This window comes from Thalassospira marina, from assembly GCF_002844375.1.
GTDB lineage: Bacteria > Pseudomonadota > Alphaproteobacteria > Rhodospirillales > Thalassospiraceae > Thalassospira > Thalassospira marina.
In genome coordinates this window covers 3,136,084-3,153,612 of record NZ_CP024199.1, presented here as the reverse complement: position 1 = coordinate 3,153,612, position 17,529 = coordinate 3,136,084, and the positions used below count along the sequence as shown (strand labels likewise).

Sequence of the window (17,529 nt, the reverse complement as noted above, 5' to 3'; positions counted from 1 at the left end):
TGAATTTCCGATGCTGAAGGAGTAAGCATCATGGCTTCGCTTGACCAAAATACGACCCAAACCACCAATGTCGATACCGCCAAATGGCAGTTCTGGGTGGACCGTGGCGGCACCTTTACCGATATCGTTGCCCGCAAACCCGATGGATCGCTGGTAACCCACAAGCTGCTGTCGGAAAACCCGGAACGCTACAAAGATGCTGCCATTCAGGGTATCCGCGACCTTCTGGGCGTTGCTGCAGGTGAAACCATCCCGGCCGAAAAAATCGAAGCGGTCAAAATGGGCACCACCGTTGCCACCAATGCCCTGCTTGAACGCAAGGGCGACCGCACGGTTCTGGTCACGACCAAGGGCTTCCGCGATGCATTGCGCATTGCCTATCAGAACCGCCCGCGTCTGTTTGATCGTAATATCAAACTGCCCGAAAGCCTGTATGAACTGGTCGTCGAGGCATCCGAACGTTTCAACGCCCAGGGCGAAGAAATTACCGCGCTGGACCGCGACCAGCTGCGTTACGACCTGCAAACCGCCTTTGATGATGGCATTCGCGCCTGTGCGATTGTCTTTATGCATGGCTATCGTTACAGCGCACATGAACTTGCCGCTGCCGAAATTGCCCGTGATATCGGCTTTACCCAGGTTTCCGTCAGCCACGAAGTCAGCCCGCTGATGAAGCTGGTGTCGCGTGGCGATACCACGGTGGTTGATGCGTATCTTTCACCCATTCTGCGCCGTTATGTTGACCAGGTGGCAGGCGAACTGGGCGGCGTGAAGCTGATGTTCATGCAGTCCAATGGTGGTCTGACCGATGCTTCCAAATTCCAGGGCAAAGACGCCATTCTTTCCGGCCCGGCGGGTGGTGTTGTCGGCATGGTGCGTACCGCCGAAATGGATGGCTTCACCAAGGTCATCGGGTTCGATATGGGCGGCACCTCGACCGACGTTTCGCATTATGACGGCGAATATGAACGTGACTTTGAAACGCAGGTTGCCGGTGTGCGCATGCGCGCCCCGATGATGAAAATCCATACTGTTGCGGCAGGTGGCGGTTCCATTCTGCATTTTGATGGTGCCCGTTTCCGCGTTGGCCCGGACAGTGCCGGTGCCAACCCCGGTCCGGCGGCCTATCGCCGTGGTGGTCAGCTTGCGGTGACCGATATCAACGTCATGCTCGGCAAGGTCCAGCCGGATTTCTTCCCGCCGGTTTTTGGTCCCGAAGGCAACGAACCGCTTGACGATGAAGCCGTTAAAACCCGCTTTGCCGAAATGGCGGCCAAAATCAAGGCCGATACCGGCAATGACATGACCAGCGAAGAAGTCGCCGAAGGCTTCCTGCGTATTGCCGTTGAAAACATGGCCAATGCGATCAAGCAGATTTCGGTGCAGCGCGGCTATGATGTATCGGATTATATCCTGCAATGCTTTGGCGGGGCAGGCGGGCAGCATGCCTGCCAGGTGGCCGATACGCTGGGCATGACCCGCGTATTTGTTCATCCTTTTGCCGGTGTTCTCTCGGCCTATGGTATGGGCCTGGCCGATATTCGTGCCATGCGTGAACAGGCGGTAGAAGCCCGCCTTGAAACTGACGAGTTGGCAAGTCTCGACCAGCAGCTTGACAAACTGGGCGCTGAAGCCCGTGCCGAACTGCACGAACAGGGCATTGGCGATGACAAGATCAGCCTGCTGAAAAAACTGCATCTGCGTTATGACGGCACCGATAATCCGCTGATCGTTGATTTCGGTACCGCCGATGCCATCAAGGCCCAGTTTGAAGACCAGCACAAACAGCGTTATGGCTTTGTGATGGAAGAAAAGCCCCTGGTGGTCGAGGCCGTCGCCGTTGAAGCCATTGGTGAAACCGAAAGCCTGCCCGATGCCGAAGCTGTTGATGACAGCAGCGCATCTGTCAGCGCACTTGCCACCCGTCGAGTGGTGTTTGGCGGGGTTGCTCATAATACGCCGTTCTATAAACGCGAAGACATGAAGCCCGGTGCGGTTGTGACCGGCCCTGCCGTGGTTGTTGAACCGGTGGGTACCACCGTGATTGATCCGGGCTGGGAAGCCAAGGTCAATGGCCGCGATCACCTCGTTCTTACCCGCGTTGTTGCGCTTAAACGCACCGAAGCTATTGGCACCGAAGCCGACCCGGTGATGCTGGAAGTTTTCAACAATCTGTTCATGAATATTGCCGAACAGATGGGGGTGACGCTCGCCAATACGTCCTATTCGGTCAATATCAAGGAACGGCTTGATTTCTCCTGCGCGCTGTTTGACCAGCAGGGACTTTTGATTGCCAATGCCCCGCATATGCCGGTGCATCTGGGGTCAATGGGTGAATCCGTTCAGGCGGTGATGACCAAAAATGCCGGTAAAATGAAGCCGGGTGACGTTTACATCCTGAACGACCCGTATAATGGCGGAACCCATCTGCCCGATATTACCGCGATTACCCCGGTTTTTGATGATGCTGGCAAAGACATCCTGTTCTATGTCGCATCGCGCGGCCATCATGCCGATGTTGGCGGGATCACACCGGGTTCGATGCCGCCCAATTCCCGCGTGCTCGAAGAAGAAGGCGTTCTGATCGACAATTTCAAACTGGTTGATCAGGGCAAATTCGATGAAGCCGGGCTGACCGCCCTTCTGGAAGGGGCGACCTATCCGGCACGTAACCCCTATCAGAACATTGCCGACCTGCAGGCCCAGATCGCAGCTAACGAAAAGGGCGTTCAGGAACTGCGCCGGATGGTTGAGCATTTCGGTCTGGAAGTGGTTCATGCCTATATGAAACACGTTCAGGACAATGCCGAAGAAAGTGTGCGCCGTGTTCTGGTTGGGCTCAATGATGGTGAATTTGCCTATGAAATGGATAACGGTGCCGTTGTCCGCGTCAAGGTCAGCATTGATAAGGCCAACCGTTCCGCCACGGTTGATTTCACCGGCACGTCCAGCCAGCTTGATAACAACTTCAATGCCCCTTCGGCGGTCACCCGCGCGGCTGTGCTTTATGTGTTCCGAACACTGGTTGATGATGACATTCCGCTGAATGCGGGTTGCCTGAAACCGGTTGATCTGATTGTGCCGGAAGGCTCGATGCTCAACCCCGTTCATCCGGCAGCCGTGGTGGCCGGTAACGTTGAAACCAGCCAGCATGTCACCGATGCCCTTTATGCCGCCCTTGGGGTGATGTCTGGTGCCCAGGGCACCATGAACAACTTCACCTATGGCAATGATGAACACCAGTATTACGAAACCATCTGCGGTGGTACCGGTGCGGGTCCGGGCTATAACGGCACGTCGGGTGTTCACACCCATATGACCAACTCGCGCCTGACCGACCCCGAAGTGCTGGAATGGCGCTTCCCGGTCCTGCTTGAAAGCTTTGGTATCCGTACCGGCTCGGGCGGGGACGGCGAATTCAAGGGCGGGGACGGCACCGTGCGCCGCATTCGCTTCCTTGAAAAAATGACGGCATCGATCCTTTCGAATCATCGTCGCGTGCCGGGGCAGGCCGTTGCTGGCGGTCAGCCAGGCAAACTGGGCCGTAATGCGGTCGAACGCACCGATGGCACGATTACCGAACTCAAAGGTACCGACGGTGCCGAAATGAATCCCGGTGATGTTTTCATCATCGAGACCCCGGGTGGTGGTGGCTACGGCAAAGCCTGAGACCCCCATCTCGGACTTTGATAACCAGCACCCGACAACAGGGCTGCTCCCTTCAGCAGCCCGGCATCACAAGATGCTCCCTTAATACCACCTGCCGCCCGGGAAACCGGGCGGCTTTTTGTTTGGGCGCGATCATACTTGCGGGTGGCCAATTATTGGCCTATTGTTGGCCTGTATATGATCTGGCGGTGATATGCCAACGATCGAGGATTTTGGCAGCTTTAAAATTTACATGTATTTCGGTGATCATAATCCGCCGCACATACACGTTATTGGCGCTGATTTTGCTGCTAAAATAAGGATACTCGATGCTGAGGTTTTCGCCGGGAAATTGCCAGGAAAGATCGGCAAGCAGGCATGTGCTTACGTTATTACCCATAAGGATCGTCTGATGGCGATCTGGCAGGATTATAATGGATGACAGGTGAAAACATGAAACGTCTTGAAAGTATAACCGTTTCAGAACAGCCCTTTACGCTGGTGTTGCAGTGGCAGACCGGGGTACGGCAAAATGCGGATCTATCTGGTCTGATTGCGTTGTCGCGGCATTTTTCCGTATTTGCCAATGATCCCGAAGCTTTTGCGAAGGTTCGTGTCATCAACTGGGGCCATGGTATTGAATGGGAAAACGGGCTGGACTTTAGTGCTGAAAATCTTGGGCGTATCGCAGATGAGCAAGCTGAAGAGGATGGACGTGTTTTGATCGAGGGTTTCCAAAAGCGTTTCAAGCTGACGAATGAACAGGTTGGGCAGGCATTGGGATACCGGGTTAGCCAGATCAAGAATTTCAAATCCGGTCATACTGCTGTGGCGCCGGCTGTTCGGATCGCGATTCATACGATGGAGCATGAGCCAGCGGTTTTATATGCGCGTATGAAGAACGCTCTCAAATCAGATCGTTTAAAAACATCAGCGTGATTTGACGTCCCACGTTTTCGCTGGGGGCCGTGAGCTGCGTTTAATTTTGCCTCCAATGTCTTTAAATGCCATATACCCGTTGAGGCATCCGGCGAAATAAACGAAGATTGGCAGGGCTTGCGGCGGGCGTTGAAAAGGTTATGTTTTTCAGGGCTGCTGCAACCTGTTGCGCCATCACTTTCCCGCTTCATTCAACAGGACTGGCTCTTTTGAAATCTTTAATCGAGTATCAGCGTTACGCGGTTCTTGCTGCTGTAACGGTTTTAGCCATTGTGTCGGTGTGCTGCCTGCCATTCAGTGTCTGGTTCTGGGTTCCTGCCGTGATATTCGGGGCGCTGGTGCTGGTCGGCATTCACGATTTGCGCCAGACCCGCCATTCCATCCTGCGCAACTATCCCGTAAGCGGGCATATCCGGTTTATTCTGGAAAGTTTCCGCCCGGAAATCCGCCAATACATGATCGAAAGCGATCATGACGAGCTGCCGTTCAGTCGCCAGTCCCGCGGGCTGGTCTATCAGCGCGCCAAAGGTGTCGAGGATAAACGCCCCTTTGGCACCATTGAAAATGTTTATGCATCTGGCTATGCCTGGCTGACCCATTCGGTGGCACCCACCGTGATTCCGGACAAGGATTTTCGTGTGCGCGTCGGCAGTTCACAATGCAAACAGCCCTACGATGCCAGCCTTTACAATATTTCCGCCATGAGCTTTGGCTCCCTGTCGGGCAATGCCATTCTGGCGTTGAATAAAGGGGCGAAAAAAGGTGGCTTTGCCCATGATACCGGCGAAGGTAGCATCAGCCGTTACCATCGCCAGGGCGGAGGGGATCTGATTTACCAGGTGGCATCGGGTTATTTTGGCTGCCGCAATGATGATGGCACGTTCTCGCCAGAAAAATTTGCCGAAACGGCTGCTGACCCGCAGGTCAAAATGATCGAGGTCAAGCTGAGCCAGGGGGCAAAGCCCGGTCATGGCGGCATGTTGCCAGCCGCCAAAATTACCGAGGAAATCGCCGAGGCACGCGGCATTCCGATGGGAATTGACTGCGTTTCGCCATCGGCCCATCGCACATTTTCAACACCCAAAGGCCTGATGGAATTTATCGCCCAGCTGCGCGACCTTTCGGGGGGTAAGCCGGTTGGTTTTAAATTGTGTATTGGCCATCGCCGTGAATTCATGTGCATCGTCAAGGCGATGCTAAGCACGGGTATTCTGCCTGATTTTATTGTGGTCGATGGCAAGGAAGGCGGCACCGGTGCGGCCCCGGTGGAGTTTGCCAACCGTGTGGGTATGCCGATGCATGAAGGCCTGACCTTTGTGCATAATGCCCTGCGTGGGGCTGGCATCCGGAATGAAATCAAAATTGGTGCGGCGGGTAAAATCGTTTCGGCCTTTGATATTGCCCAGGTTCTGGCACTGGGGGCGGACTGGTGCAATGCGGCGCGGGGTTTCATGTTTGCCCTGGGCTGCATCCAGGCGCAATCCTGCCACACCAATAAATGCCCGGTAGGTATCGCCACGCAGGACCCGGTCCGCCAGCGCGCCGTTGATGTGGGCGATAAAAGCGACCGTGTCGCACGCTTCCACCACAATACATTGCATGCCCTGGCCGAAATTACCGGGGCAGCCGGGCTAAGCGACCCGCGCAATTTCATGCCCTATCATTTCATGTTCCGCCAGAAGGATAATGAATTCCTTGATGGCAATGAAATGTATCCCTACCTGCCAGAGGGTTTTCTGGTTTCCGGCCCTGAAATTCCCGAACTGTCAGACTGGCACAGCCGCTGGGACCGCGCATCGGCCGAAACCTTTGCCCCATCCGAAATCCCGTTTGGCCCGTTCAAACGCCGCGATATGGTTCATAGCACCTGATAGATCTGTGCTTGTTGTTTGTTCAAACGGGGCGGGCCGCGATGCTCGCCCCGTTCGTTGTTCTGGCCGGGAATATGCCCTTCAACGCAAATTTAGCCCGCTCGCCCGGTTGCAAGGCTATCGTGGCTGTTATTGATACCCAAAAGCCCCTGTGGTTTTAAAATCAGCACGGCAGCCAGCAGGACGAACACGGCAGCATCGCGGTAAGGATCGCCGAAATAACCGGTCCAGAGGGATTCCAGAAGGCCCAGTAATATGCCGCCCAGCCACGCACCGCGAACAATGCCGATGCCACCAAGAATGGCTGCCGTAAGCGCCTTGAAGCCGAACATGGTGCCGGAATGAAAATTGATCACCCCATATCGCAAGGCCAGAATGGCCCCGGCAATACCGCATAAAAGGCCCGCAAGGGTAAAGGTCAGTCCTTCGACATGATGCAGGCGCACGCCGCACAGCGCGGCGGCAAACCGGTCCTGGCTGATGGCGTGCCAGGCACGGCCAAAGGCGGTTTGATGCATTAATCGATGCAGGATCATGGCCATGATAACGGCGAGTGTTACGGCCAGAATGTCAAACCCGTCGATAGTGACGATAAAATGCCCGCCGCGCACCAAAGGCAGGGCAAATTGCCAGATTGGCGGTAAATTGAAATTGCGCGCGGAATAGGCCAGGCGAACAAATTCCTGAATGGCCAGCACACATCCCAGCGAGGCAACAATCATACCCTGGCCACCGGTATTGGCCCGGCCTAAAGGCCCAAATACCCATTTCCAGGAAAGGCGGCCCAACCCCGCCCCGTAAATTATGGCCGCAAGCAGCGCTGATATGACGATCAAAGTAATATGCCAGCCAATGCCGCCAATGACAGCCTGGCTTGCTACCATTGCGGCAACCCCACCCACCATCAGCATTTCCCCGAATGCCAGATTGATCCGCCCGATCAGCCCGTAAATCAGGGTAAAGGGCAGGGCAAGCAGGGCATAAACCGCCCCGCGCGAAACACCCGCAAGCAGCAATTGCAGGCCAAATGCCGCCTTGGCACCAATATTGGGTACATCGGGTAGTGTGGCGCTACGGCTTTGATCATCAAAGGAATTAAGGGCAGTACGGCCGACCCGGTTGATCCAGAAGCGGTCTAAAAGGGCAAGCTGGCTTGCCGGTAAAACGCCAAATCGTGATGTTTCAATCCCGGTCAGGGGTACACGCGCACCGGGTGTTTGTGCCCGGGCAAACTGGCAGGTAATCCTATGCGCAAAGGCAGGGGGGCCTTCGCCCGATATCGGTACATTATCGGAAAGAACACCTTCATCATTACTGCGATAGGGCACACTATCGGGCAGGATCTGATAGATCAGGGTGATGCGATCGGCGTTTGCGTCAATGTCGGGCCGGGTAAGAAGATGAAAGCGCAGCCCAGCATTTTCAACGCCCGGAAGGGCAAGGCGGCAAACATTGAATTTATAAAGGTCCTGCTTTTCGCAGCCAGCAAGAAGCAGAGGCACCAAAAGCCCCAGCAGTATTTGCCAGCCCCTGATCGGCCATCCCCGCCCCATATTTCTTCCTGTATGTTAGGATAGGATATAGTGCAAGTTTTGCGAGAATTGTCAAAGGGATAAGCCGTCAGCGCCGTGCATCTGTCACAATATTGCCCTGCTTTGCCGGTCAAATCCGGTTATACTGGCCCTGTCAAATATGCAGGACAAAGGCAGGTACGTTTCGCCAAAGGCGGTATCGCCTGCCTCGACACCCAAAAAGCAAAGGATATTGCGTGGCAGACGTCATCGACTATGAAATCATCGGCAATGAAATGCAGCTGGTCGAAATCGAACTGGACCCGGGCGAGGGTGTGCGCGCCGAAGCCGGGGCGATGATGTATATGGGCCAGGGCATTTCCATGCAGACTAATACCGGTGGTGGCCTGTTTTCCGGTTTCAAACGCATGCTGACCGGCGAAAGCTTTTTTATCACAAGTTTTGTTCATGAAGGCACGGGCAAAGGGCACGTTGCCTTTGCTGCCCCCTATCCGGGCAAGGTGATTGATATTAATCTGCGTGATTTTGGCGGCACTGTTTTATGCCAGAAAGATGGTTTTCTGTGTGCAGCGGCCGGGATCGATATTGATATCGCCTTTTCCAAACGCCTGGGCGCGGGCCTGTTTGGCGGCGAAGGTTTTATTTTGCAGCGTCTAAGCGGCGATGGCATGGCCTTTGTGCATGCCGGTGGCACCATTATCCGCAAGGATTTGCAGCCGGGCCAGCGCCTGCGCGTTGATACGGGCGCGCTTGTCGCGCTGACTGACAGTGTCGATTATTCCGTCGATTTTGTTGGTGGTTTTCGCAACGCGCTGTTTGGTGGCGAGGGGCTTTTTGTTACCACCCTTGAAGGGCCGGGAACCGTCTGGCTGCAAAGCCTGCCATTTTCCCGTCTGGCAGACCGCATTGCCGCAGCCCTGCCCAAGGACCGTAACAAGGGCTGATCCACCCGATCCGATCATGCATCCAAACCGCTGCCTGGCGCAAATCCGGGCGGCGGTTTTTTGCGTGGCATTGCAGGAAATGTTGTTTTTAATCTTCTGTTTCGCGCGCGGTCAGTTTTGCCAGATACTGGTTTAACAGGCTCACCCGTTTCGGGCGAAAGCTGATATCGGTTATTTCAACTGCTAAAATGCGGTCAGTACGAAACATGCGGAAATCCTCGCGTTTGCAACACCAGGACAAGATCGTCAGCTTGCGTTCGGTATACATCAGCGAAAGCGGGTAAATAACCCGCGTGCTGACATCATTATTATGGTCCTGATAATCGATCTTTACTGCCTGTTCGTTCCAGCACGCCGTGCGAATGGGGGCGATATCGATGGCAAAGGTAAAGCGCGGCTGCGGGCGGTAGATTTTTGAAATCGCGTGAAACAACTGCTGTTCACGTTCGCTGGGCAGGGTTGCTGCCACCTTTGCCAGAACGGATGCTGCCGCATCGGCCAGCATCGGATCACCAATGCATTTGATTTCGCCTAACCCCAATGCCAGTGCCTCGATCTCGATCCGGGTAAGGGTTTGGGGTGGCAGGGCGTAATCTTCGGTTAACTGGTAGCCAAAACCACGTTCCCCCTCAATCCGCGCACCTGCTACACGCAGGCTGTCGATATCGCGGTAAATGGTGCGCAGGGAAACATCCATTTCCTCGGCCAGGCGGTGGGCCGTTACCGGGGATGGTAAAACGCGCAAGGCCTGCATCAATTGCAAAAGTCTTTCTGATTTGGCCATGTTGCTACTGCCGGAATTTGTCAGTTGGCGGTTCTTATACTCCCGGCATTTGAATGTGCAAAGGACAAGTCAATGAGCCTGAAAACCACCACTCACCTTAATTTTCGCGGCCAGGCCAAACAGGCGCTGGGCTTTTATCAATCGGTGTTCGGCGGGGATATCGCGCTGGTCACCTATCGCGATGCCCATGCCGTGCAGCTCGAAGCCGAAGCAGACCAGATCCTGTGGGGCCAGGTCGCCAGCAGCGAAGGCTTTCGCATCATGGCGTATGATGTCCCCGCAAGTCTGCCCCATGATCAGGGCGTTATTCCCTTTTTTGTTTCCGTCCGTGTTACCGACCAGGCCGAATTAAAAGGTTACTGGAATGGCCTTTGTGATGGGGGCGTGGTGGTTGCTGATCTGGCACCTTCGGGCTGGTCACCGCTGTATGGCATGGTCCGTGACCGATTTGGCGTTACCTGGGTTCTTGATATCGAAGTTGCCTATGGCGGGTAAGCGGGCATAGTCGCGCCTGTTAACCCGATCGCCAATTAACCGCCCGGTTGCTGCTGATGATGCAGCAGCGGGGCGGTTTTGCTTTGCTGGGATGGTGTTGCTGGGGGCTATAAAGTGCCAGCGCTATCTGCGGCCGGGGCTTCGGTGCTGGTGCCAAAGGTCGTGACATTGTCATCGGCGATAATTTCGCGGGCCCAGTTGGCAAAGGCGGTGACCTGGCTTTGCCGGCGCGGGGCGGCGCGTGATGTCAGGACATAGCCACGTTCGGATGACAGGGTAATGGTGCTGGCCTGCACCAGTTGGCCGCTTTGCAAATGCTGCTGTAATAAGGCCGTCCAGCCCAGGGCAACACCCTGCCCGGAAAGGGCTGCCGATAACACCAGCAAATAGGTATTAAACCGATGCCCGCTAAGCGGCCCGCCGGGATTATGCCCGGCAGTGCGCAGCCAGCTTTCCCAATTGAACCAGCGATTTTCAATTTCGCTATCCAGGTGCAAAAGCGGCATTGTGCACAGATCGGCCGGTGTTCGGGCCTGCCCATACCGTGCCAGCAGGGCCGGGCTGCAAACCGGTGTTACCCGTTCTGCCAGCAGCAATATCCCGTGCGGTCCGCAATGGCCGAATGAAAGTTCGATATCGATATTGGCATCCGCGCCAAACCGCCCGGTCTGGTTGGTCACAACATTAACCTCGATATCGGGGAAACGGGCGGTGAAATCCGCCAGATGCGGCATCAGGATAAAGGATGCAAAGGCAAAATCCGTCCCCACGCTGATGCGGGTGCTGCGCCGTGTGCGGATGGTTTCCACCGTCTGGTCGATCTGGCCAAAGGCCGCGCTGACACTGTCATATAATTCCTGCCCGGCACCGGTCAGTGCCACACCACGATGTAAGCGCCGAAATAAGGGCTGGTTTAACTGGTCTTCCAGCAGTGTCACCTGATGGCTGACGGCGGGCTGGCCAATACCAAGTTCCTGTGCCGCACGGGTAAAGCTGCCGCAGCGTGCTGCGGCTTCAAACGCGATCAGGGCATGGGGCGAGGGGATGTTTCCATATCTCATCCCATCAATATTATTGATGGCAGGGATGAATACAAGCGGTCTTCACAAGAATCATTCAAATGTTAAATAGCAATGATAATGCAAGGCGCGCAGGGTATTTGCACCGATTGGATGCCTTTAAGCGCTGCCATGGTTATCATTCATAAAATCAGGGGGATATACGCTACCATGTCGTCAAAGCCGATGAATATTCTGTTTGTCATGGCCGATCAGCTCGCCGCGCGCTGCATGCCGCTTTACGGGCATAAGGTGGTCAAGACCCCCAACCTTGATGCCCTGGCGGAAAACGCCGTGGTATTTGATTCCGCCTATACCAACAGCCCGCTTTGCGCCCCATCGCGCTTTTGCCTGATGACCGGCCAGCTCCCCGGCCGGATCGAGGCCTATGACAATGCTTCTGACCTCGCATCGGATATTCCAACTCTGGCGCATTATGTGCGCCATGCCGGTTATCGCACTGCTTTGGCAGGTAAAATGCATTTTTGTGGCGCTGATCAGCTTCATGGATATGAAGACCGGTTAACGGCCGATATCTACCCCGCCGATTATGGCTGGTATTGCGATTGGGATAATTTTGAAACCCGGCCAAGCTGGTATCACAATATGGGGTCGGTCACACAGGCCGGGCCGGTTTACCGTTCCAACCAGCTAGATTTTGATGATGAAACCGTGTTTGAGGCGCGGCGTTACCTTTATGATGTCGCGCGCGATCAGAAACACGATAACCGCCCGTTTTTCCTGACGGTTTCCTTTACCCACCCGCACGATCCCTATAATGCGCGCCCGGAATTCTGGAACATGTATGACGGTGTCGCCATTGACCCGCCCCATGTCACCCTGAAACCCGAAGACCTTGACCCCCATTCCCGCCGCCTGCGCCATGTTTATAACCTGGATCAGGAGCCGGTAACGGATGAAGACGTGCTTAAGGCGCGCCGTGCCTATTATGCCTCGATCAGCTATGTGGATTGCCTTGTGGGGTCATTGATGCGCACCCTGCGCGAAACCGGCATGGCCGATAATACGCTGGTTATTTTCAGTGGCGACCATGGCGATATGCTGGGCGAACGCGGCATGTGGTATAAAATGTCGTGGTATGAACCATCAGCACGTGTGCCGCTGTTTTTTGCCTTTCCCGGCGCACAGGGGCAAAAACGCGTTTCGCAGTCGGTATCGCTGATCGATATTCTGCCAACCCTTCGCGATATCGTTGGTGATGAAACCATGCCAGACCCCGCTGGCCCAATTGATGGCCGCAGCCTGATGCCCCATATCACCGGCAAGGGCGGGCATGATGAAGTGATTGGCGAATATTGTGGCGAAGGCGCGCTTTCTCCCATCATCATGATCCGCCGTGGGGACTATAAATATATCGCCTCGCAAACCGACCCGGACATGCTGTTTGACCTTGCCAGTGATCCCGAGGAAATTCACGATCTGATCGATGATCCCAAACATGGCGATATTCGTGATGCCTTCCGTGCCGAACTTGCCGCGAACTGGGATATGGATACTTTCCGCAAAAAAGTGATCGACAGCCAGAAACGCCGCAAACTGGTTTACGAGGCCCTGACCCAGGGACGCATCACCAGTTGGGATCACCAGCCGACCCGCGATACATCCAACATGTATATGCGCAATCATAAGGACCTTGACGATGTCGAGGCCGATGCCCGCCTGAATGTGCCGGGTTTTTACAAAACCGATGCAGCGGAATAAACCGTCTGGCCGTTCGCACGTAACCTCGCCCGTCATTTGAATTGGGGCGTTGCAAATAAACCGCCTGCGTTCGCGTGGGCGGTTTTTTGCGCCGGGGTGCGAAAAGGTAATACCAATTTGCAATGTGACGTCGTAGGGTGGGCAAAATGCCGGGCAGATCAGCCTGCCCCAAGTCACCTATACGAGGAACGTCATGTCGGATCATCATTATGAACGGGTCGTGGTACCGGCCAGCCTGATTGAAACCCTGCGCGAAAAATTCGGGGATCGCGTTTCAACGGCACAGGCCGTTCTTGATCAGCATGGCAAGGATGAAGGCTGGCACGATGCATCACCGCCTGATGCCGTGGTTTTCGCAACCTCGACCGAAGACGTTGCCGAAACGGTCAAGCTGTGTGCAGCCCATAATGTGCCCATCGTGCCTTTTGGCACTGGCTCGTCGCTGGAGGGGCATGTCGCGGCCTTGCGCGGTGGCATTTGTATTGATGTGTCGCGCATGGACAAGATCCTTGAAATCAACAATGACGATCTTGATTGCCGGGTTCAGGCCGGCGTCACGCGCGAACAGCTTAACGAACATCTGCGTGATACCGGCCTTTTCTTCCCGATCGATCCGGGGGCAAATGCTTCCATCGGTGGGATGACGGCTACCCGTGCCTCGGGCACCAATGCGGTGCGTTATGGCACCATGCGCGATAACGTTCTGTCGCTGACCGTCGTAACCCCCGAAGGCAAAGTCATCAAAACTGCCCATCGTGCGCGTAAATCATCAGCTGGCTATGACCTGACGCGTCTTTTTGTCGGCTCCGAAGGTACTCTTGGCGTGATTACCGAAATCGGCCTGAAGCTTTATGGTATCCCCGAGGCCATGTCCGCCGCCGTTTGTGCCTTCCCATCGGTCGAGGCCGCGGTAAACACCACGATCATGACCATTCAGGCAGGCATCCCCGTTGCCCGCATCGAACTGCTTGATGCCCTGCAAATTCGTGCGGTGAATAATTATTCCAAAACCGGTTACGAAGAAAAACCGACCCTGTTTTTTGAATTCCACGGCACCGAAGCCGGGGTGAAGGAACAGGCGGAATTTGTGCAATCGGTGGCCGAAGAATTTGGCGGCGAAGGTTTCCAGTGGGCAACCCGTGCTGAAGACCGCACCAAATTGTGGGCCGCCCGGCACAAGGCCTATTATGCCTCGTTGCAGCTGGAACCGGGCAAACGCGGCATGTCGACTGATGTATGCGTGCCGATTTCTCGCCTGGCCGAAGCCATCATGGAAACTCGCGAAGATTGCGATGCCTCGATCCTGACCTGTACGATGGTTGGACATGTGGGTGATGGCAACTTCCATACCCTCATTCTGCTGGACCCGGAAAAACCTGAAGAAGTCGCCGAAGCGCATCGTTTGCACGAACGCATGGTGATGCGCTCGCTCCGCCTGGGCGGTACCTGTACGGGTGAACATGGCATCGGTTATGGCAAACTGGCATTTATGGAGGCCGAACACGGCCCCGATACCATCGCCATCATGCAGGCGATTAAACATGCCATCGACCCCAAAGGCCTGATGAACCCGGGCAAGCTCGTGCCCGGTGCCTGATAAAACATCTTACTGAAGATGCAAAACGCTGCCAGATATCCCATCTGGTGGCGTTTTTTATGGGCGAAGTCAGAAGATTGCTGCGTGGGGACAATACCAGCACCGTAGCGCTTTTGAACGCTGTAATTCCCCATTGTGGCATTGCGCGGCTGAGACACGCAAACCATTGCCGTTCCGTCTTTTGCTCATGGGGACATATGCATATTCATCCATTTTGTCACGCATATGAGAAAATGTTTTATTGATAAATAAATGCAACAAGCGGACCCAATTTTTGAGGTGTTTTCCGGTGGTTTTATTCGGTTGCTGTTTTAGCCTTTTACGGTAAATTTAATAAGGGAAGAGTTTTTCGCGCTGTCGCGATTTTTATTTTTAAATGGGGACACGATCAATGAAACGGGTATTGAGATTTGCTGCGATTGCAGCGGTTTCTGGCAGTCTGGTTGCGGTAAATACGTTACCCGTCTGGGCGCAGGATGCGGGGGCTTCTGGTGCTGGTGGGGCGGCCATTCAGACTGGTGGTGCAGGTGCTGGTGCAGGAGCCGGTGCTGCGGGAGCCGGAGCCGGAGCCGGAGCCGGAGCTAGTGCTGCGGGAGCAGGAGCAGGAGCAGGAGCAGGAGCAGGAGCAGGAGCAGGAGCAGGAGCAGGAGCTGGAGCAGGAGCTGGAGCAGGAGCTGCTTTTGGTGCTGCGGCTGGCGCAGGCGCTGCAGGTGCCGGTGCAGCAGGGGCGGGCGTAGCGGCATCAGCCGCAGCCGGGACGCTTGGGGCGGTTGCTTCCGCCGCTTTGGCTGCGACGGTTGGTGCTGTTGCGGTTGATAATAGTCAGCGTCCGAGCTCGAGTTCTACAGCGCCAGTAGTTCTTAGTGCCGCAGAAATACAGCTTGTCAATAATGCCAACACGGATCCGGCATCGCTTGCAGCCGTTGTGCAGCAGATTATTCAAGCCCGGCAACAGCAGACGGGGGCCGGTGCTTCATATACGACTTCGGTAGCGGCTCAACTGGCAAAACTGGCCATCAGCCGCAATAAGAATGCCGCTGCCACGATTGTAACTACTGCCATCGCTGTTACCAAGGGGAACAGTGTTGTTGTGGATGAAAAAACCGGTCAGATTGTGGTGACGGTTGTGGCCGTTGCCGCAAATACAGCACCCGATCAATCTGGCGCAGTAACGACGGCAGCCGCCAGTTTGGCGCCGGAGCTGTTGGCTGCGATTACCAATGCGGCAGTCCAGGGCGCGCCGGACCGGGCGGCCGATATTACGGCAGCCGCTGTTAAAAATAACCCGAGCCAGGCCGCAGCCGTTGCACAAGCCGCGGCAAGGGCTGCACCACAGCAGGCAGCCGCGATCACTACAGCGGCAGTTGCGGCAGCACCGTCGCAGGCGGCAAACATTACAACCCAGGTTTCTACGGTTCAGGGGGTGAATTCCCAGGACGTTCAAACGGCGGCAAATACAACAACCCCAGACTCGGTTGATACCACCAATGATGGGTTTGATGATGTTGAACCAGTGGCGACAAGTGCCGCGCAGGATAACGAGGCCAGCCCGACGACACCTAAATCATAAGGTGCAGGCAGTCTGCTATCGTATGAACGCAGTCTAAAGAACAGCCCCGCTGGATCATTTTCAGCGGGGCTTTTTGTTGGTTCCGATTGCAAGGGGACAATGAATTATCCCTTCTTGTATCGCGTTTTGAGCCTGGCTGGCGCGGTGATTTTATCGCGCAACAGGCTGGCATTAAAACTGGTGCGGATATGTATCGCTACTTTGGGCGTCCCTGAATGCAGCAGCCATGATTGGTACAACAAATGCAGTTTTATAATTGTGCGATTGATATTTCTTGCAATTAAAGGTAATATTGTTTGAATTTTAAATTTGTTTTTAAGCTTATTTTTTGTCGTTCAATTGGGGGCTTGGCTTATGAACCGGGTATTCAAACTTGCTGCGATTGCCGCGCTTTCCGGTAGTCTGGTTGCGGTAAATGCCTCATCCGTTTGGGCACAGGCTGCAGGTGCCGCGGCAGCGGGCGCAGCTGCACAAGGTGGTGGTGGAGCTGGGGCTGGGGCTGGAGCTGGAGCCGTTGCTGCCGGTGCTGGTGCGGCCGGCGGTGCTGCTGCAGGTGGTATTACAGCCGGTGCGCTGGCGGTCGGTGTCGCAGCGGCAGCGGCGGCTGGTGTGGCTGTTGCTGTTGCCTCAAATAATAACGCCGCGTCACTTAGTGATGCTGAAAAGACAGCGATCGATGATGCGTCAACGGACCCTGTTTCTCTGGCACAGGTCGTTCAGCAGGTTCTGCAGGGTCGTCAAAAAACTCAAGATGGCCTTTCGCCCAATATCGCGGGACTTGTCACTTCATATGCAATCAAGCGTAATCCGAATGCTGCTGCGACGATTACGTCAACAGCAGTCGCCGTTGCGGGAGGCGGCAGTGTTGAGGTGAAAGAGGAAAATGGTCTGGTTGTTGTCACTATTGTCGCTTCTGCAGTGGCAAGTGTCCCAGACAAAGCAGGAGAAATCACGATCGCAGCCGCAACGGTAAGGCCTGAATTTGTGGCAGAGATTACACAGGCTGCCGTGACGGCGGCACCAGACCGTGCGGCTGACATTACAACTGCTGCGGTCCGGTTTGATCCGTCTCGGGCGGCGGTGGTGGCAAAGGCTGCGGCAACGGCAGCCCCCCAGCAGGCAGCCGCGATCACTACAGCGGCAGTTGCGGCAGCACCGTCGCAGGCGGCAAACATTACAACCCAGGTTTCTACGGTTCAGGGGGTGAATTCCCAGGACGTTCAAACGGCGGCAAATACAACAACCGCAGACTCGGTTGATACCACCAATGACGGGTTTGATGATGTTGAACCAGTGGCGACAAGTGCCGCACAGGATAACGAGGCCAGCCCGACGACACCTAAATCATAAGGTGCAGGCAGTCTGATAT

General features: G+C 55.3%; 14 protein-coding genes. 11 read left to right on the top strand and 3 right to left on the bottom strand.

Annotated elements, in window-relative coordinates; all coding sequences use genetic code 11:
* Positions 1 to 30 precede the first annotated feature (30 nt).
* The 4 genes from CSC3H3_RS14400 to CSC3H3_RS14385 all read left to right on the top strand — a co-directional run bounded on the left by CSC3H3_RS14400 (position 31) and on the right by CSC3H3_RS14385 (position 6,458).
* On the top strand, positions 31 to 3,669 hold the full coding sequence (locus CSC3H3_RS14400; protein ID WP_101285264.1) for a hydantoinase B/oxoprolinase family protein: 3,639 nt from the start codon (positions 31 to 33) through the stop codon (positions 3,667 to 3,669).
* Positions 3,670 to 3,862: 193 nt separating this feature from the next.
* Positions 3,863 to 4,090: a DUF4160 domain-containing protein gene (locus tag CSC3H3_RS14395; RefSeq protein ID WP_101285263.1), complete on the top strand. Its 228-nt coding sequence runs from the start codon at positions 3,863 to 3,865 to the stop codon at positions 4,088 to 4,090.
* Between the two features lie 11 nt (positions 4,091 to 4,101).
* The gene (locus CSC3H3_RS14390; RefSeq protein WP_157831905.1) at positions 4,102 to 4,587 is read left to right on the top strand and encodes a DUF2442 domain-containing protein; all 486 of its coding nucleotides are present in this window, start codon (positions 4,102 to 4,104) and stop codon (positions 4,585 to 4,587) included.
* A gap of 209 nt (positions 4,588 to 4,796) precedes the next feature.
* Entirely contained in the window at positions 4,797 to 6,458 is a 1,662-nt protein-coding gene (locus CSC3H3_RS14385; RefSeq protein ID WP_215907509.1) for an FMN-binding glutamate synthase family protein, read from the top strand.
* Positions 6,459 to 6,550: 92 nt separating this feature from the next.
* Here CSC3H3_RS14385 and CSC3H3_RS14380 read toward each other — a convergent pair whose 3' ends face one another.
* Positions 6,551 to 7,960: a branched-chain amino acid ABC transporter permease gene (locus CSC3H3_RS14380; protein WP_157831904.1), complete on the bottom strand. Its 1,410-nt coding sequence runs from the start codon at positions 7,958 to 7,960 to the stop codon at positions 6,551 to 6,553.
* Positions 7,961 to 8,226: 266 nt separating this feature from the next.
* Between CSC3H3_RS14380 and CSC3H3_RS14375 the strand changes: the two genes are divergently transcribed.
* Positions 8,227 to 8,934 carry a TIGR00266 family protein gene (locus CSC3H3_RS14375; protein WP_101264753.1) on the top strand — a complete coding sequence of 236 codons (708 nt, stop codon included), beginning with the start codon at positions 8,227 to 8,229 and terminating at the stop codon, positions 8,932 to 8,934.
* An 88-nt stretch (positions 8,935 to 9,022) separates the two neighbouring features.
* Here the strand turns inward: CSC3H3_RS14375 and CSC3H3_RS14370 are convergent, their stop codons facing one another.
* Complete coding sequence (locus CSC3H3_RS14370; RefSeq protein ID WP_101285260.1) at positions 9,023 to 9,718, bottom strand: helix-turn-helix transcriptional regulator; 696 nt, start codon at positions 9,716 to 9,718, stop codon at positions 9,023 to 9,025.
* 72 nt (positions 9,719 to 9,790) lie between these two features.
* Here CSC3H3_RS14370 and CSC3H3_RS14365 point away from each other — a divergent pair, with 72 nt between their 5' ends.
* Entirely contained in the window at positions 9,791 to 10,213 is a 423-nt protein-coding gene (locus CSC3H3_RS14365) for a VOC family protein (RefSeq protein ID WP_101285259.1), read from the top strand.
* A gap of 107 nt (positions 10,214 to 10,320) precedes the next feature.
* Here CSC3H3_RS14365 and CSC3H3_RS14360 read toward each other — a convergent pair whose 3' ends face one another.
* Positions 10,321 to 11,274, bottom strand: a complete 954-nt coding sequence (locus CSC3H3_RS14360) for a LysR substrate-binding domain-containing protein (RefSeq protein ID WP_101285258.1) — start codon at positions 11,272 to 11,274, stop codon at positions 10,321 to 10,323.
* 168 nt (positions 11,275 to 11,442) lie between these two features.
* Here CSC3H3_RS14360 and betC point away from each other — a divergent pair, with 168 nt between their 5' ends.
* The 5 genes from betC (at position 11,443) to CSC3H3_RS24425 (ending at position 17,510) form a co-directional block, all read left to right on the top strand.
* Entirely contained in the window at positions 11,443 to 12,993 is a 1,551-nt protein-coding gene (gene betC / locus CSC3H3_RS14355; RefSeq protein ID WP_101265004.1) for a choline-sulfatase, read from the top strand.
* A gap of 193 nt (positions 12,994 to 13,186) precedes the next feature.
* A complete protein-coding gene (locus CSC3H3_RS14350) occupies positions 13,187 to 14,590 on the top strand; it encodes an FAD-binding oxidoreductase (protein WP_101264749.1) in 1,404 nt (467 codons plus the stop codon).
* A 476-nt stretch (positions 14,591 to 15,066) separates the two neighbouring features.
* Positions 15,067 to 15,327 (top strand): hypothetical protein, encoded by a 261-nt coding sequence (locus CSC3H3_RS24855; protein ID WP_157831903.1) that lies wholly within the window; start codon positions 15,067 to 15,069, stop codon positions 15,325 to 15,327.
* A gap of 47 nt (positions 15,328 to 15,374) precedes the next feature.
* Positions 15,375 to 16,160, top strand: a complete 786-nt coding sequence (locus tag CSC3H3_RS14345) for a hypothetical protein (RefSeq protein ID WP_133125775.1) — start codon at positions 15,375 to 15,377, stop codon at positions 16,158 to 16,160.
* Positions 16,161 to 16,514: 354 nt separating this feature from the next.
* Positions 16,515 to 17,510, top strand: coding sequence for a hypothetical protein (locus CSC3H3_RS24425; protein WP_157831902.1), 996 nt, complete (start codon positions 16,515 to 16,517; stop codon positions 17,508 to 17,510).
* Positions 17,511 to 17,529: the final 19 nt, after the last annotated feature.

Excerpts from the sequence above, each read along its gene's own strand:
- CSC3H3_RS14400 (WP_101285264.1), top strand. The coding sequence starts at position 31 with ATGGCTTCGCTTGACCAAAATACGACCCAAACCACCAATGTCGATACC.
- CSC3H3_RS24855 (WP_157831903.1), top strand. The coding sequence starts at position 15,067 with ATGCGGGGGCTTCTGGTGCTGGTGGGGCGGCCATTCAGACTGGTGGTG.
- betC (WP_101265004.1), top strand. The coding sequence starts at position 11,443 with ATGTCGTCAAAGCCGATGAATATTCTGTTTGTCATGGCCGATCAGCTC.
- CSC3H3_RS24425 (WP_157831902.1), top strand. The coding sequence starts at position 16,515 with ATGAACCGGGTATTCAAACTTGCTGCGATTGCCGCGCTTTCCGGTAGT.
- CSC3H3_RS14390 (WP_157831905.1), top strand. The coding sequence starts at position 4,102 with ATGAAACGTCTTGAAAGTATAACCGTTTCAGAACAGCCCTTTACGCTG.
- CSC3H3_RS14350 (WP_101264749.1), top strand. The coding sequence starts at position 13,187 with ATGTCGGATCATCATTATGAACGGGTCGTGGTACCGGCCAGCCTGATT.
- CSC3H3_RS14370 (WP_101285260.1), bottom strand. The coding sequence starts at position 9,718 with ATGGCCAAATCAGAAAGACTTTTGCAATTGATGCAGGCCTTGCGCGTT.
- CSC3H3_RS14365 (WP_101285259.1), top strand. The coding sequence starts at position 9,791 with ATGAGCCTGAAAACCACCACTCACCTTAATTTTCGCGGCCAGGCCAAA.
- CSC3H3_RS14395 (WP_101285263.1), top strand. The coding sequence starts at position 3,863 with ATGCCAACGATCGAGGATTTTGGCAGCTTTAAAATTTACATGTATTTC.
- CSC3H3_RS14360 (WP_101285258.1), bottom strand. The coding sequence starts at position 11,274 with ATGAGATATGGAAACATCCCCTCGCCCCATGCCCTGATCGCGTTTGAA.